This is a genomic window from Comamonas sp. JUb58, assembly GCF_004364775.1.
GTDB lineage: Bacteria > Pseudomonadota > Gammaproteobacteria > Burkholderiales > Burkholderiaceae_C > Comamonas.
This window is the reverse complement of record NZ_SOAL01000002.1, coordinates 164336-177986: the sequence shown is the minus strand read 5'-3', so window position 1 is coordinate 177986 and position 13651 is coordinate 164336. Positions and strand designations below refer to the sequence as shown.

General features: G+C 64.4%; 14 protein-coding genes and 2 pseudogenes. 3 read left to right on the top strand and 13 right to left on the bottom strand.

Going from position 1 to position 13651, the window contains the following annotated elements:
* Window positions 1-62 precede the first annotated feature (62 nt).
* Window positions 63-803 carry a Crp/Fnr family transcriptional regulator gene (locus tag EDF71_RS03075; RefSeq protein WP_116926186.1) on the top strand — a complete coding sequence of 247 codons (741 nt, stop codon included), beginning with the start codon at window positions 63-65 and terminating at the stop codon, window positions 801-803.
* A 13-nt stretch (window positions 804-816) separates the two neighbouring features.
* On the opposite strand, the gene EDF71_RS03070 is transcribed toward EDF71_RS03075, so the two are convergent.
* Window positions 817-1044 carry a hypothetical protein gene (locus tag EDF71_RS03070; protein WP_133855161.1) on the bottom strand — a complete coding sequence of 76 codons (228 nt, stop codon included), beginning with the start codon at window positions 1042-1044 and terminating at the stop codon, window positions 817-819.
* 333 nt (window positions 1045-1377) lie between these two features.
* Between EDF71_RS03070 and EDF71_RS03065 the strand changes: the two genes are divergently transcribed.
* Window positions 1378-3015, top strand: a complete 1638-nt coding sequence (locus tag EDF71_RS03065; RefSeq protein WP_133855160.1) for a pseudouridine synthase — start codon at window positions 1378-1380, stop codon at window positions 3013-3015.
* Window positions 3016-3090: 75 nt separating this feature from the next.
* On the opposite strand, the gene EDF71_RS03060 is transcribed toward EDF71_RS03065, so the two are convergent.
* The 8 genes from EDF71_RS03060 to EDF71_RS03025 form a co-directional block, all read right to left on the bottom strand.
* Window positions 3091-3549: a hypothetical protein gene (locus EDF71_RS03060; protein ID WP_133855159.1), complete on the bottom strand. Its 459-nt coding sequence runs from the start codon at window positions 3547-3549 to the stop codon at window positions 3091-3093.
* Window positions 3550-3559: 10 nt separating this feature from the next.
* Window positions 3560-4864 (bottom strand): amidase, encoded by a 1305-nt coding sequence (locus tag EDF71_RS03055; RefSeq protein ID WP_133855158.1) that lies wholly within the window; start codon window positions 4862-4864, stop codon window positions 3560-3562.
* An 86-nt stretch (window positions 4865-4950) separates the two neighbouring features.
* Entirely contained in the window at window positions 4951-5619 is a 669-nt protein-coding gene (locus EDF71_RS03050; RefSeq protein ID WP_133855157.1) for a hypothetical protein, read from the bottom strand.
* The gene (locus EDF71_RS03045) at window positions 5616-6431 is read right to left on the bottom strand and encodes a hypothetical protein (protein ID WP_243854151.1); all 816 of its coding nucleotides are present in this window, start codon (window positions 6429-6431) and stop codon (window positions 5616-5618) included. Before EDF71_RS03045 ends, EDF71_RS03050 begins: the two co-directional genes overlap by 4 nt.
* A complete protein-coding gene (locus EDF71_RS03040; protein WP_243854150.1) occupies window positions 6428-6919 on the bottom strand; it encodes a hypothetical protein in 492 nt (163 codons plus the stop codon). The genes EDF71_RS03045 and EDF71_RS03040 overlap by 4 nt, the downstream gene beginning before the upstream one ends.
* Window positions 6920-6932: 13 nt before the next feature.
* Entirely contained in the window at window positions 6933-7589 is a 657-nt protein-coding gene (locus EDF71_RS03035; protein WP_243854149.1) for a hypothetical protein, read from the bottom strand.
* Window positions 7589-8200 carry a hypothetical protein gene (locus EDF71_RS03030; protein WP_133855156.1) on the bottom strand — a complete coding sequence of 204 codons (612 nt, stop codon included), beginning with the start codon at window positions 8198-8200 and terminating at the stop codon, window positions 7589-7591. The genes EDF71_RS03035 and EDF71_RS03030 overlap by 1 nt, the downstream gene beginning before the upstream one ends.
* Before the next feature lie 59 nt (window positions 8201-8259).
* Entirely contained in the window at window positions 8260-10398 is a 2139-nt protein-coding gene (locus tag EDF71_RS03025; protein ID WP_133855155.1) for a hypothetical protein, read from the bottom strand.
* 410 nt (window positions 10399-10808) lie between these two features.
* On the opposite strand from EDF71_RS03025, the pseudogene EDF71_RS03020 reads away from it, so the two are divergent.
* A pseudogene (locus EDF71_RS03020) lies at window positions 10809-11309 on the top strand (ATP-binding protein); the annotation flags it as partial.
* 1 nt (window position 11310) lies between these two features.
* Here EDF71_RS03020 and EDF71_RS03015 read toward each other — a convergent pair.
* The 4 genes and pseudogenes from EDF71_RS03015 to EDF71_RS03000 all read right to left on the bottom strand — a co-directional run.
* Window positions 11311-11643 (bottom strand): annotated as a pseudogene (locus tag EDF71_RS03015) (amidase family protein); the annotation flags it as partial.
* 38 nt (window positions 11644-11681) lie between these two features.
* On the bottom strand, window positions 11682-12347 hold the full coding sequence (locus EDF71_RS03010) for a hypothetical protein (protein ID WP_243854148.1): 666 nt from the start codon (window positions 12345-12347) through the stop codon (window positions 11682-11684).
* Window positions 12344-13159, bottom strand: coding sequence for a hypothetical protein (locus EDF71_RS03005; protein ID WP_243854147.1), 816 nt, complete (start codon window positions 13157-13159; stop codon window positions 12344-12346). The genes EDF71_RS03010 and EDF71_RS03005 overlap by 4 nt, the downstream gene beginning before the upstream one ends.
* Window positions 13156-13647: a hypothetical protein gene (locus tag EDF71_RS03000; RefSeq protein ID WP_243854146.1), complete on the bottom strand. Its 492-nt coding sequence runs from the start codon at window positions 13645-13647 to the stop codon at window positions 13156-13158. The genes EDF71_RS03005 and EDF71_RS03000 overlap by 4 nt, the downstream gene beginning before the upstream one ends.
* Window positions 13648-13651: the final 4 nt, after the last annotated feature.

Sequence of the window (13651 nt, the reverse complement as noted above, 5' to 3'; positions counted from 1 at the left end):
AGGGCCAACCCTGGTAGCGCCCCTCTTTGCAGCCTGTGCGGCCTCGTGCATTCTTGGCCGCCATGAGCCCGCATGCCTCTCTCTACCAACGCCGCCGTGCCCCGCATGCTGCGGAAGTGGCCGATATCCCCTGGATCCCCGTTCTGCAGCCTGCCGAGCGCGAATACGCCGTGCGCCAGCTGATGGTGACTGAGGCCGAGCCGGGCGAGTATGTCTGCCGCGTGGGCAAGCCGGTGACCTACTGGTTTGGTGTGATCGAGGGCCTGCTCAAGATGAGCGCCGAAGACAGCGAGGGCCGCACCATGACCTTTGCCGGCCTGCCGCGCACCGGCTGGTTTGGCGAGGGCACGGCGCTGAAGCGCGAGATCTACCGCTACGACATCCAGGCACTGCGCAAAAGCTCCGTCTGCGGTATTCCGGTCGATGCCTTCCATTGGCTGCTGGACCATTCGCTAGGCTTTAACCGCTTTGTGATGCACCAGCTCAACGAGCGGCTGGCGCAGTTCATCAGCGCACGCGAGATTGACCGCCTGAACCGGCCCGAAGAACGGGTGGCCCGCACCCTGGCCGCCTTGTTCAACCCCGTGCTCTGCCCAGGCGTCAGCGATGTGCTGCGCATCACGCAGCAGGAGCTGGCCTACCTGGTGGGCCTGTCGCGCCAGCGGGTGAACGAAGCCCTGGCCGCTTTGCAGCACCAGGGCTTTATCCGCATTGAATACGGCGGCCTGCGCGTGCTCGATCTGCAGGCCCTGCGCGGGCAGGGCTGGCTGGTCAAGCCGCAACGGGCAGATTTCGATCTCTAGACTTACCCAGCTTTTAAGGCTTTGTGGCTGGCGCTGCGGGTGTTTCTGGCGTTGCACCTGCAGGCGGCGGTGCGGGCATCGAGCCACCGGGCGTCGTGTTGTCCGGCGTTGCCCGTGGCATTGGCGCATTGGAGGCGCCCTTGTCGCAACCGCTCAAAGCCGCAACGCCCAGGACCAGAACGGCGGCAGGCAGCCAGTACAGCGCATGGCGTGGGGTGCTTGGGGTGGTGGTGGTCTTCATTCTTATCTCCTCAATAATGAATAAGTCCATGCTACGCCTCAATAATTGCTGTTTTTAAGCGCGCTTGCAGTGCTCACATCTGTACGCATTCCGATGCATATCGCGCCAAGCCGCATGGGCAGGGGCTTGGCGGGCTGTGATGCTGGGCGATAGCGGTGGGAATGCGGAGGCGCATGGCCAGCGGCCAGGCATTTACGTAAGTAAGGGGCCAAGTTGTAAGCGCTGCTGAAAAAACAGGCAGGGTGCCTGCCCTTCTTTGTGCACAGACTTATCCACAGACGCCATAGCCGTGCGCCCCGCTTGGAATGGCAAGACACGCGACAATAGCGGGCTATGTCAAATCCCCGCTCTCCAGCTGATTCGCCTGCCGCCGACGATGGCGAAGGCCGCAAAAAACTCACCCTGACCCGCAAACCCGCGCCCGCTCCTGTGGCGCGTGGCCGTGACGGAGGGCCGGGTGCGGACCGTCCGCGTTCAGCTGGTGGCCCTCGCCCTACAGGGCCCCGTGCTGGCGGCGACAGCCGATTCAGCGACAACCGAGGCGGCAGGGACAGCCGTGATAGCCGCGATGGTCGTGACGCACGCGACAACCGGGGTGAGCGTGGCAGCCGGGATAGCTGGCCCGGCCGCGACAGCCGCGACGGCGGTTTTGGCCGTGGTGAGGCACGCGGCGGTGGCTATGGCCAGGAACGCCGTTTTGGCGACCGCGCTGATGGTGGCCGCCGTGACGATGCGCGCCCTTATGCAGGTCGCTCCGATGCCGCGCGCCCCTATGCCGGGCGCGGTGACTTTGTCTCCGTAGGTGCCGGATCGCGTGACCCGCGCCAGGATGGCCGCCGCCCCGCAGGCCCGCGCCAGGACGACCGCCGCAACGACGGCCCACGTGGCTTTGGCCCCCGCCAGGACGACCGCCGTAACGACGGCCCACGTGGCTTTGGCCCGCGCCAGGATGACCGCCGCAATGACGGTCCCCGTGGTTTTGGCCCCCGCTCGGACGGCCCCCGCGAGGGCGGCCCACGTGAGGGCGGACCCCGTTCCTTTGGCGCCGGCCCACGCCAGGATGGCTTCCGCTCGGAGCGTCCACGCGACGAAGCCCCGCGCCGGGACGGCCCACCACCACGCCGGGAGATGCCATCGAACGTCTGGCGCGCCGATGCGCCCCAGCGCACGATGCAGACCGCCAAGGCCCAGGCCCAGAATGAGCAGCTGAAGGCCGAAGGCCAGGTGCGCGTGAACAAGCGCATGTCTGACCTGGGCCTGTGCTCACGCCGCGAGGGCGATGCCTGGATCGAGAACGGCTGGGTGCTGGTCAATGGCGAAGTCGCGACGATGGGCCAGCTGGTGGAGCTGACCGACAAGATCGAGATCCGGCGTGAAGCGCAGGATCTGCAGGCCCAGCAGGTGACGATTCTGATCAACAAGCCCATGGGCTATGTCAGCGGCCAGGCCGAAGACGGCCATGAGCCAGCGGTGGTGCTGGTCAACCCGCCCAACCACTGGCGCGAGGACCACAGCAAGACCCGCTTCAACTTCAGCCAGCTCAAGGGCCTGGCCCCTTGCGGCCGTCTGGATATCGACTCGATCGGTCTCTTGGTGATGACCCAGGACGGCCGCATTGCCAAGCACATCATTGGCGAGGATTCCGAGGTTGAGAAGGAATACCTGGTGCGCGTGACCTATGGCGCCGTCGAGCAGGATGTGCAGCAGCACTTCCCTGAAGACAAGCTGGCGCTGCTGCGCCATGGCCTGTCCCTGGATGGCGAAGCCCTGCTGCCCGCTGGTGTGGAATGGCAAAACCCCGAGCAGCTGCGCTTTGTGCTGCGCGAAGGCAAGAAGCGCCAGATCCGCCGCATGTGCGAGGCCGTGGGCCTGTTTGTGGTGGGCTTGAAGCGCATCCGCATCGGCAAGGTGGTGCTGGGCAATCTGCCGGTGGGGCAGTGGCGCTATCTGGGCGAGAACGAGCAGTTCTAAGCTGACTGCGCATCCGCTCTCATTGAGGGCGGTGGCTTGCCAAAGCCCTCTCCGGCCTGATGGGTCTGGGAGGGCTTAGTTTTTGGCGATCGGCGGTTTCTGCGGGCGGGCCGCTGCAATGCCCCGGGCCATGCGCGCATTGCGCACCGCTGCCAGGCTCAGTCCCAACTGCGCGGCCACATCGGCATCGGATGCAGTGCCCAGCAGCATCACCTCGTTAGGTTGCCAGCTGTGCTGGCTTTGCTTGCCCCGGCTGCTGTCCTGCGGGGCGATCCCCAAGGCACCGCGCTTGGCCACCACGCTGGCCTTGCTGATGCCCCATTGGGTGGCCAGGCTGGCATCGCTCTCCTGGCCCAGTGCGGCCAGCATTTCCGGCGTCCATTCCACATGGCCAAAGGCGGCTATCCCCAGGCTGTTGCGCTTGAGGTTCACGGTCTTGGCGCTGGTGCCCCAGCGCTCGGCCAGTACCGCATCCTTGTCCGTTCCCAAGGCGGCCAGCATCTCGGGGCTCCATTGCAGGCTTGCGCGTCCCATGCGGCGCTCCCTATGCCTGGGCCAGCGCCTGTTCGGCAGCGGCGGCCATGGCCAGCAACGCCTGGTCTTGCATGCGTGCGCCCACCAGCATCATCCCCACCGGCAGGCTGCCGGCACTGCGTGGCAGCGGCAGCGAGATGGCAGGCAGGTCGTAGAAGTTGAAGATCGAGGTGTTGCGCAGAATCAGCGCGTTGGCGGCGAAGAAGGCGCTGTCGTCCTCGAGCAGCGGCGCAATGGCTGGCGCGGTGATGGCGATGGTGGGCAGCAGCAGCAGATCCACCTCCTGCATGGCGGCATCCATCTTGGCGATCCATTGCTGGCGCTGTTGCAGCAGCTGGATGTAGTAGGGCGCCGTCAAGGCGCGGCCCTTGTCCATGCGCGAGAGCACGCGCGGGTCAAAGGCATCGCGCTCCTGCACCAGTGCCTGTTGGTGGATGGCGGCGGCCTCGGCGGCAATCAAGGTACCCTCGCTTTGCAGCTGCGCGGGGGCGGCCATCAGCGCTTGCCAGGGCAGCTTGCGGATGCTGGCGCCTTGCGCCTGTAAGCTGGCGATGGCCTGCTCGGTCTGGTCCAGCACCTCGGCGCTGCAATCGGTCCAGGGCAGGCCCTGGGGCAGGCCAATGCGCAGGCCTTGCAGGCTGCGCTGGGGCAGGGCTCGGGGGATGGTGCCGGCCATGATGGCATCGGCGGCTGCGCAATCGGCCACGCTGCGGGCCAAGGGGCCTAGCGCATCGAGGGTGTAGGACAGCGGAAAAGCCCCGTCGCGCGAGACCCGCGCTTGCGTGGGCTTGAAGCCGGTCACACCATTGAAGGCGGCGGGGATGCGCACCGAGCCGCCGGTGTCCGAGCCAATGGCGATATCGACCAGGCCCCGGCCCACGCTGACCCCGGCACCCGAGGAGGAGCCGCCGGGGATGTGCCGCACATCAGCCGCGTTGCCCGGTGTGCCGAAATGGGGGTTGATGCCCACGCCCGAGAACGCGAACTCCGTCATGTTCGTCTTGCCGACGATCACCGCGCCGGCAGCGCGCAGGCGCTGTACCACTGGCGCATCGTGTGTGGCCGGGGCGCTGTGGCGGCGCATTTTCGCGCCGGCGGTGGTCACCTGGCCAGCCACATCGAGCAGGTCCTTGACGGACACGAGCTTGCCATCGAGCGGGCCGAGCGACAGGCCGCGCGCTGCGCGCTGGTCTGCGGCCTGCGCGGCCTCCTGGGCGGCATCGGGGTAGAGCTGGGTGAAGATGCGCTGCGCCTCGTCGCCCAGCGAGTTCAGGGTCTGCAGGCTCTGGGCAAGGCGTTCGGCGCTGGTGGGCATGGCTTAGGTATTCAAAAATTAGATGGGATGGCCATCGTAACCAATAACCAGGGGCTGTTGCATCTATCGCAGGCGCTGGCATCGCCTCATGGCACGGACGCGGTAAAGCTCAGCTGCCCGCTGTAATTGCCGGCGGGGCGGCTGATGGCGCTGTTGTAGCCAAAGGTCCAGTTGGCCGTGCGGATGGTGACCAGGCTGTTGACGGTGCCAGCGCCGCCGCCGCTGACATTGACGCTGGTGCCGGTACCTGTGGCAGGAATGGTCGGTCCCGGCAGCGCCGCGTCGCTGCTGGTGATGCTGACCATGTTCATCGGAATGGTGTTGCTGCCGCTGGTCAGCGCCGTGGTGACGGTGGCAAACAGGGTTACCTGGCCGCCGTTGCTGCGCACCTCGACCGGGAGCACATTGCCGCTGGCGGTGACCGCGAATGGGGGCGCTGTGCCGCTCCAGTTGACGGCGGTGTTGCTGCCATTGACGGGTGTGGTGGGTACGGCAGGGATAGAGGGGCTCAAGCTAAAGCTGACCTGCGAGGTGGTGCCACCCGGCGTGGGCCAGGCACCATCGCCGATGCGCAAGAAAACGAACTTGTCGATCTGGATGGAAAAGTTCAGTGCTACTGCGGGAGTGGCGATGGGCACGGTGGCGCTGGGGCCCGCAGTTGCGCTGGCAGCCTGTGCCTTAGTGCCTGCGATCACCAAGGCCAGCGACAACACTGCAAGGCATGTTGCCTGGCGCGGGCAGCGCTTCTTGCTCATTGGAAATCCGCATTCAGCTTGAAGCTGCCCTTGTCCCAGTCCAACAAGCCATTGGCCTGGATGGGGTAGCTGGGTTGCAGCACATTCTGGCCATCATCGGTCTTGGGGACCAGGGCCAGGTGCCGGGTCTGGCCGGGCATGATGGGCGTGCCTTCCACCGCCAAGCTAAAGCTGCGGCCTTGCGCGTCTTTGGCGTCTACCGTGCCTTCGAGGCGGCCATGGGCATCGCCGCTGTTGCGCACGGTAATGGAGGGGCTTCGTTTGCCGGCCATGTCGCGCATGCCGATCTGCTCGACTTCCAGCTTGGGCTCGGCGCCGCCCAGCATCACATAGACGGCCACGGCGATGCGGCCGGTGACTGGCAGGCTGAGGTTGGCGCCTGCGCTCTGGATGATGGTCTGCTGGGCGGGTTCCACGCCTTCGATGGCGATCATGAAGCGGCATTCGCCGCGTGGGGCATCGGCTGGAGGGGTGACCTGGAAGCGAAAGGCTTGCTTGCTTTGGGCGGGGACCTTGACGGTGCGGCGCTCCAGTGCCACCCAGGGGCGGCAGCTGCCGGGCAGCAGCTCATCGTGGTAGGTAATCTGGCCTTCGGCCGAGTAGCTCCAGTCCAGGGTCCGTACCGACAAGGCGGTGGTGGCCGAGCCCAGGTTGTGCAGATCGATGGACTGGCCAATGCGCTCGCCGTTTTTGGCACTCAGCTCAAAGCGCGAAGGTGACACCGCCATCTCGAAGGGTGATGCGAGGGTCAGGCCACTGATGAGGGGCAGTGCGAATGCCAAGCTACGGCGCACAAAGGTGGAGAAAGTCATGGCTGGGTCTCGATTTCAAAATAGGATTCAAAGCGCAGGTTGCCACCCTGGCCCATTTGCAGCTCGCGGCGGTCAATGCGCAGCTGCAGGTCAAAGTTCTCGGTGATCCAGGGGGCGCGCACCACGCCGGTCCAGACCAGAACCCGGTCACCGGGGCGACCCATGCCGGGCTGGAACTGGCCGCTGCTGCGCCACTGCACCTGCATGCCCGCGGGAGAGCGCAGACCTGCCACGGCCAGCGGAATCACATAGTAGATGCGCGCCTGCTTGCCCACATAGGCGGCAGTGGCCAGGCGGTATTCCACATGTCCAAAGGGCAGGCTGATGGTCTGGTTGTCCAGCATCTGCGCCTGGCGGAAATCAGCGTTGACCTGGGCTCGGGGGGAGGTGGAATCATCCAGCCGGGTGGCCTGTGCATAGGCGCTGGGGCCCCAGGTGCATGCGGCTGCCAACAAGACACTCAGGCACGGAAAGCGAAAACGTGGCATGCACGAGCCTCCTTTATTCCATCGACGCGGTGAAATACACCGTGCCTTGGTAGGTGCCTGCCGGGTAGATCGTGTCGTTGGCAAAGCTGAACGTCAAACGCGTGGCGCTTATTGCATTGGACTGGTAGGTCCAGCCCAAGCAAAAAATAATGAGCGGGAACGAACAGTAGGTGGCATTGGCATTGAAGCTGGCCAACTGCTGGTTGGCTGCGCCGCTGAACTGGCCGTTCTGGATATCGCCACCACTGCCGTTGCCAGTGCTGGTCCAGCTGATTTTGCTGAACGGTATGCTGGTGCCGCCGCAGGGGCCACTGACACAGCTCAGCGCAACGCTGGAGTCCACCCGCAGGGTCACTGGCCTGGCGGCCGACGCGCTGGTGGCGGGGCGTAGCGGCGTCACCGAAATATCAATGGCGGGCGAGCCCGTCACTGCCGTGGGCGTGAGGCCCACGTTGTTCCCGGTGACATTGAATTGCACGGTATCAATGCTGGCCGCAGACCCTACGCGCAGCGACAGCGCGTAGTTGTTGCCACTGTCGCTGACCGTGGTGATAACAGCGTGAGCAGGCAGGCTGATGCCACAGGCGAGCAGCACCAGCCCCGCGCTCAGCGGTGCGCATGCTGCCCGCAAGGCGGCACGTGCAATGGTGGTTGCATCGCGCTTGCGCATCAGAGGCCAGTTGCCGTGTAGACCACGCTGTTGTTGTAGGTGCCTGCCTTCCAGCTGGTAGGCGTGCCGGTCAGCGCATAGGTCCAGGTGCCGCTCAACAGCGTGTTGGAGGTGATCGAGGTGGAGGCACAGGCGGCCAACGTACTACCGGGGTGAGGCAAGTTGCCTGTGGTCGTCACGCCGAAGTCGCCATTGCCAGGACCGCCGGCGGCGGACCAGGTGCCCACGCTGCAATTGATATTGGCCGTGGAGGCATTGGTCCAGGCAGACACGTTCAACACGTTGCCGGTGGGGGTGGTTGTGGCGCTCGGGGCGGTGCCATCCCAGGGTACCTGGACATTGTTGCCGCTGGTCGTCAGCGTGGTGCCAGGAGTGGGTGGAATGGTCAGCGTGGTCGCCCAGGAGGCGGTGTCCTGGACGGCATTGCTGCTACCCACCCTCAACAAGACCAGCTTGGGAACGACCACCTTCAGATTGACAGTGGCGGTGGCGGTCACGTTGCCGGAACCGGTCGAGGAGTAGCCGTACTGGCTTTCAGCAAGTGCCTGGCCGGTGCAGGCCAGAGCCAGGGCAGCGCCCAGGGCCAGCGCATGGAGTTTTGGGTGTTTCATAGTAGATCCTTGAAGGAGGGATAAGCAAAGCGCCTGAGCGCATGGGTTCTTCAGCATGGTTAGTCCTCCACCTTGACGATGGGGATCTCGGCGTTGGCTTCACCACGCAGCGGAACATCGACGCCCTGCACCGCGCCATCGGCGGTGCCCCAGGGCAGGGGCACGCTGTCGAGCGTGAGGCTGAGCTGATGGCGGCCTACGCCGACCATCGGGAAAAAGAAGCGGCCTTCGGCATCAGTGGTGGCGCGATAACGTCCATCCATCACTACCTCAATGCCTTGTGCGCCGGTTTCATCGGGCTGGATGCGGCCATCCTTGTTGGCGTCGTAGAACACGCGGCCGCTGACACTGCCGCTGCCATTGCCGGCCATGCCGCCCGCAACGGCAAAGGGGCGGCCGGTGCCGCCTTCCCAGCGCAGATAGACATAGGCGGTCTTGTCGTTGCTGCGGTAGATCTGCGGGCTGGTCCAGCTGAGCACCTGGGTGGTGGCCAGGCGTGCCTGGTTGAGCAGCACGCCCAGGCCCATGCTCCAGCCATTGCCCCATTGTTTTTCGGCCAGCAGATTGCCGGACAAGCCACGGCTGGTGGAGAGCCCGCCGCTTTGCGAGGTGTAGCGCAGGTTGCCGGAAAGGCTCAGCGTACTGCTAGGCCAGTAGCGGCCCTGTACGCCAGCGGTGGGGTAGTGTTGGGTGGTGCCGTTGCTGCGGTCGTCCGCCCAGCCCAGGGTGGTGACCAGCTCAGGACGCATGGTCTCGCGCTGGGCGCTGATCCAGTCCTGCTCCCACTGCAGCTCTCGGCCGGTTGCGGTGCCATCGTCCAGCACGATCTGCTCATTGCTGCGCAGGCTCAGGCTGAAGCGCGAGCGCGGCAGATCGCCAAAACGGGTCTGGTAGTAGCCATAGGCATAGAGGCTGCGCATCTTGCCGACCAGGCCGCCGCCCTGGCCGTCGCCTGCATAGCGGGTCTGGTAGACGTTGAGGTTGCCGCCCACTGCGGTTCGGCGGTCCATCTGGTAGTGCACATTGCCGTTGATGCCTACGCGTGTCTGGCCTTGTTGAACGGGCTGGCTGCTGGCGCGTGTGCGTTCGATATCCAGGCCGGTACCCCAGCTCAGGCGACTGCTGTTGTGGTCCACGCGCCAGTACGCGCCCTGGTTGCCCGAGGTCAACAGGTAGTCGCCAAAATACAGATTGGGCCGGGTCACATAGGCGCCCCAGGCATGGCGATAGCGGCCGACGCGGGTTTCAGCCTCCAGGTAGAGGCCTTGCGCACTGCCCGAAGGGGTTTGTGCCGAGTCGCTGTGGACCGTGCTGCCGAGCACCGTGAGTCTGCTGCGCAACCCGCTATCCTGCGGTGTGGGTGAGCCATAACCCAGCGAGGCGGCCCAGCTGCTGGCTCTTTTGTTGCCACTGCCCTGGTCGTTCCACAAGCCGTAGTCCACCGGCGCAAAGTTGTTGGCCTGGTTCAGTTGACCAGCGGCATACCAGGCACCGCCCAGGCGCTGGGTGGCGCCCACCCAGGCGACAGTGCCCTGGCTTTTCTCGAAACCCGGGTAGGGGCCGCCCAGCAGCTCGCCGCGTGCACCCATGCCAGCGCTGAAGTTAAAGTCCGCGCCATTGATGCGGGTGGACAGACCCCGCAAGGTGCTGGTACCCAGCATCAGCCGGTAGTTCTGGCTCAGCCCGGTCGTCAGCTCGCTGTAGCCGTCGCCGATGGTGGTGTCCATGCGGATGCCGGGCGTGATGGGCATGGCCAGGTTCTGCACGGTGATGCGCTGGCTGCTGGATTGGCGGGCATAGCCCAGGGCGCCGATGCCATTAAGGCTGTCTCGTGCGCCCTGAATGCTGCGCACATCGGCCTGCAGCAGCCAGTCGCCATAGTTCAGGGTTTGCTGGCGGTACTGGATGCGCTGGCCCAGCTCGGTGCCCTGTTCACTGCCCAGTCCGCCATTGTCGGAATGGGCGATGCCCAGCCGGCTCTCCAGCACCCAGTTGCGCAGACCCAGCGGCAAGGTGCTGGGGTCGACTTCCTCGGGCTCACCGGCACGCAAGGCCGTCAGTTCATCGGCGCTCATGAAGTTGTCCTCGTAGGCGGCGGGCGCCGCCTCGATGGTGGCGCGCAGCCGGGCTTGTTCGGCTTGGGCGAGGCTCAGTGACTCCACCTTGGCGCTGGCTGCTGCCTCGCTCTGCGCTTTCATCGGGAGGGCATACAAACACAGGCCCAGGGCCAAGCTCTCCCATACGGCATCCCTTGAAAGCGTCTGGAAGAGACCAGTACCGCAGTGCAAGAATGGCCGTTGGAAAACACTCATTTGTAATCAGAAGTTAACTGTCATGGCCTGGTCGTTTGACTAAAAAACAAGCAATCAATCATAAAAGTCCGATACTTTACGTTAAGTGTGTCAGAGGATATAACAAACAGATACATGTCATCATGTAAAGAAATTTGAAGAAATTCATGAAAGGATTTAGCTTGGTTTGACGATGGTTTTATGTCTAAAAACTATTCTTGTTATATGCTTTTTGGATAAGCAATTAATGGATAGCAAGAAGGCTTTAGGCGGCAAGCCTTGCATCCATATAGGCCCTTGATCTGTGTCGATGAAGACTGAGCTCACATGACCAAAAAACCTATTCCTTCCAGGCCGAAGTGGCCCAACTGCTCCACTTGGTGACGCTTTCGCTGTATTCGAACCAAGAGATCTTCTTGCGCGAGCTGATCTCCAATGCGTCTGATGCATGCGACAAACTGCGCTTTGAAGCGCTCAATGACAGCGGTTTGTACGGCGACCAGCCCGATCTGGAAGTGCGCGTGTCCTTCGATGACAAGGCCAAGACCTTGACCATCACCGACACCAACACCGGCATTGGCATTGGCATGACCACGCAAGAGGCCATCGACAACCTGGGCACGATCGCCAAGAGCGGCAACAAGGCCTTTATGGACAAGCTGAGCGGCGACCAGAAGGCCGATTCGCAGCTGATCGGCCAGTTCGGCGTGGGCTTTTACGCCGGCTTTATCGTGGCCGACAAGATCAGCGTCGAGTCGCGCCGCGCAGGTGCCGAGGCGTCGGAAGGCCTGCGCTGGACCAGCGGCGGCATGGGCGACTTAAGGCGGCGGGGATGCGCACCGAGCCGCCGGAGTCCGAGCCAATGGCGATATCGACCAGGCTCCGGCCGACGCTGACCCCGGCTACTGAGGAGGAGCCGCCGGGGATGTGCAGCACATCGGCGGCATTGCTCGGTGTGCCGAAATGTGGGGTGATGCCTACGTCCGAGAACGCGAACTCCGTCATATTCGTCTCGCCGACAATCACAGCGCCGGCGGCGCGCAGGCGTTGCACCACTGGCGCATCGTGTGTGGCCGGGGCGCTTTGGCGGTGCATTTTCGCGCCGGCGGTGGTCACCTGGCCAGCCACATCGAGCAGGTCCTTGACCGACACCAGAGCTTGCAGCGTCTATCGCAGGCGCTGCAGTAGTCTCAAGGCACGGACGCGGTAAAACTCAGCTGCCCACTGTAATTGCCGGCTGTGCGGCTGACGCTGTTGTTGTACGCAAAGGTCCAGATGGCTGTGCGAATGGTGACCAGGCTGTTGACGGTGCCGGTGCCGCCACCGGTGACATTGACGCTGGTACCGGTACCGCTGGCCGGAATGGGTGGCGCAGGTAAGTTGGCGTCGCTGCTGGTCGCGCTGATCACGTTCATCGGGAGGGTGTTGCTGCCGCTGGTCAGCGGGGTGGTGACCGTGGCATAGACGCTGACCTGGCCGCCATTGCTGCGCACCTCGACTGGCAGTACATTGCCGCTGGCGGTGACGGCAAATGTGGGCGCTGCGCCGTTCCAGTTAACGGCGGTGTTGTTGCCGTTGATGGGCGTGATGGGTACCGCAGGAATGGTGGGGCTTAGGTTAAAACCCACCTGTGAGGTGGTGCCGCCGGGTGTGGGCCAGACGCCATCGCCGATGCGGAAAAACACATACTTGTCGATCTGGATGGAAAAGTTCAGCGCCACAGCCGGGGTGTTGCGCGGCAGGTTGCCGGTGCCAGAGGTGGCGCTGCCCGCCTGCGCCGCTGGGCACAGGGCAGCCAGCACCAGTGGCAGCAGCGCATGGCGCAACAGCTTCAGCGGGCAGCGCTGCGTGCTCATTGGAAATCCGCGTTCAGCTTGAAGCTGCCCTTGTCCCAGTCCAGCAGGCCACTGGCCTTGATGGGGTAGCTGGGCTGAATGGCAGGCTGTCCATCTTCGCCCTTGGGGACCAGGGCCAGGTGCCGGGTCTGGCCGGGCATGATGGGGGTGCCTTCCACCGCCAGCATAAAGTCGCGACCCTTGGCATCCTTGGCGTCCACCGTGCCTTCGAGGCGGCCATGGGCATCACCGCTGTTGCGCACGGTGATGGCAGGGCTGCGCTTGCCGGCCATGTCGCGCATGCCGATCTGCTGCACTTCGAGCTTGGGCTCGGCGCCGCCCAGCATCACATAGACGGCCACGGCAATGCGGCCGGTGACCGGCAGACTCAGGCTGGCGCCCCCGCTCTGGATGATGGTCTGCTGGGCGGGCTCCACCCCTTCGACGGCGATCATGAAGCGGCATTCACCACGCGGCGCATCGGCCGGCGGCGTGATCTGGAAGCGAAAGGCCTGTTTGGTCTGCGCCGGCACTTTGACGGTGCGGCGCTCCAGCGCCACCCAGGGGCGGCAACTGCCGGGCAGCAGTTCGTCGTGATAGGTAATCTGGCCTTCGGCCGAGTAGCTCCAGTCCAGGGTCCGTACCGACAAGGCGGTGGCGGCCGAGCCCAGGTTGTGCAGGTCAATGGACTGGCCAATGCGCTCGCCGTTTTTGGCACTCAGCTCAAAGCGCGACGGGGCGACCGCCATCTCGAACGGGGCGGCATGGGTCAGGCAACTGACCAGGGGCAAGGCCAGGGACAGCGATTGGCGGAAAAAGCGGAAAACGGTCATGGCTGGGTCTCTATCTCAAAATAGGATTCAAAGCGCAGGCTGCCGCCCTGGCTCATCTGCAACTGGCGTTGGTCCAGGCGCAGCTGCAAGTCAAAACTCTCGGTGATCCAGGGCGCACGCACCACGCCGCTCCAGACCAGCACGCGGTCGCCGGGCCGGCCCATGCCGCCCTGGAACAGCCCGCTGCTGCGCCATTGCACCTGCATGCCCATGGGCGAGCGCAGGCCGGCTACCGCCAACGGGATGACGTAGTAAATGCGGGCCTGCTTGCCCACATAGGCGGCGGTGGCCAAACGGTATTCCACATGTCCGAAAGGCAGGCTGATGGTGTTCGGATCCAGCATCTGCGCATTGCGAAAATCCGAGTTGATCTGGGGACGTGGGGAGCTGGAGTCGTCCAGCCGGGTGGCCTGGGCATGGGCGCCTTGGCCGCAGGCGCCGGCCATGGCCAATAGAGCAGCACAACAGCGAAGGCGAAAGCTGGGCATGGAC

What these genes read in the sequence shown, in the direction of transcription:
- EDF71_RS03025 (WP_133855155.1), bottom strand. Translation starts at nt 10,398, where the DNA reads ATGAAAGCGCAGAGCGAGGCAGCAGCCAGCGCCAAGGTGGAGTCACTG.
- EDF71_RS03040 (WP_243854150.1), bottom strand. Translation starts at nt 6,919, where the DNA reads ATGCCACGTTTTCGCTTTCCGTGCCTGAGTGTCTTGTTGGCAGCCGCA.
- EDF71_RS03060 (WP_133855159.1), bottom strand. Translation starts at nt 3,549, where the DNA reads ATGGGACGCGCAAGCCTGCAATGGAGCCCCGAGATGCTGGCCGCCTTG.
- EDF71_RS03050 (WP_133855157.1), bottom strand. Translation starts at nt 5,619, where the DNA reads ATGAGCAAGAAGCGCTGCCCGCGCCAGGCAACATGCCTTGCAGTGTTG.
- EDF71_RS03005 (WP_243854147.1), bottom strand. Translation starts at nt 13,159, where the DNA reads ATGACCGTTTTCCGCTTTTTCCGCCAATCGCTGTCCCTGGCCTTGCCC.
- EDF71_RS03075 (WP_116926186.1), top strand. Translation starts at nt 63, where the DNA reads ATGAGCCCGCATGCCTCTCTCTACCAACGCCGCCGTGCCCCGCATGCT.
- EDF71_RS03030 (WP_133855156.1), bottom strand. Translation starts at nt 8,200, where the DNA reads ATGAAACACCCAAAACTCCATGCGCTGGCCCTGGGCGCTGCCCTGGCT.
- EDF71_RS03045 (WP_243854151.1), bottom strand. Translation starts at nt 6,431, where the DNA reads ATGACTTTCTCCACCTTTGTGCGCCGTAGCTTGGCATTCGCACTGCCC.
- EDF71_RS03010 (WP_243854148.1), bottom strand. Translation starts at nt 12,347, where the DNA reads ATGAGCACGCAGCGCTGCCCGCTGAAGCTGTTGCGCCATGCGCTGCTG.
- EDF71_RS03070 (WP_133855161.1), bottom strand. Translation starts at nt 1,044, where the DNA reads ATGAAGACCACCACCACCCCAAGCACCCCACGCCATGCGCTGTACTGG.
- EDF71_RS03065 (WP_133855160.1), top strand. Translation starts at nt 1,378, where the DNA reads ATGTCAAATCCCCGCTCTCCAGCTGATTCGCCTGCCGCCGACGATGGC.
- EDF71_RS03055 (WP_133855158.1), bottom strand. Translation starts at nt 4,864, where the DNA reads ATGCCCACCAGCGCCGAACGCCTTGCCCAGAGCCTGCAGACCCTGAAC.
- EDF71_RS03035 (WP_243854149.1), bottom strand. Translation starts at nt 7,589, where the DNA reads ATGCGCAAGCGCGATGCAACCACCATTGCACGTGCCGCCTTGCGGGCA.
- EDF71_RS03000 (WP_243854146.1), bottom strand. Translation starts at nt 13,647, where the DNA reads ATGCCCAGCTTTCGCCTTCGCTGTTGTGCTGCTCTATTGGCCATGGCC.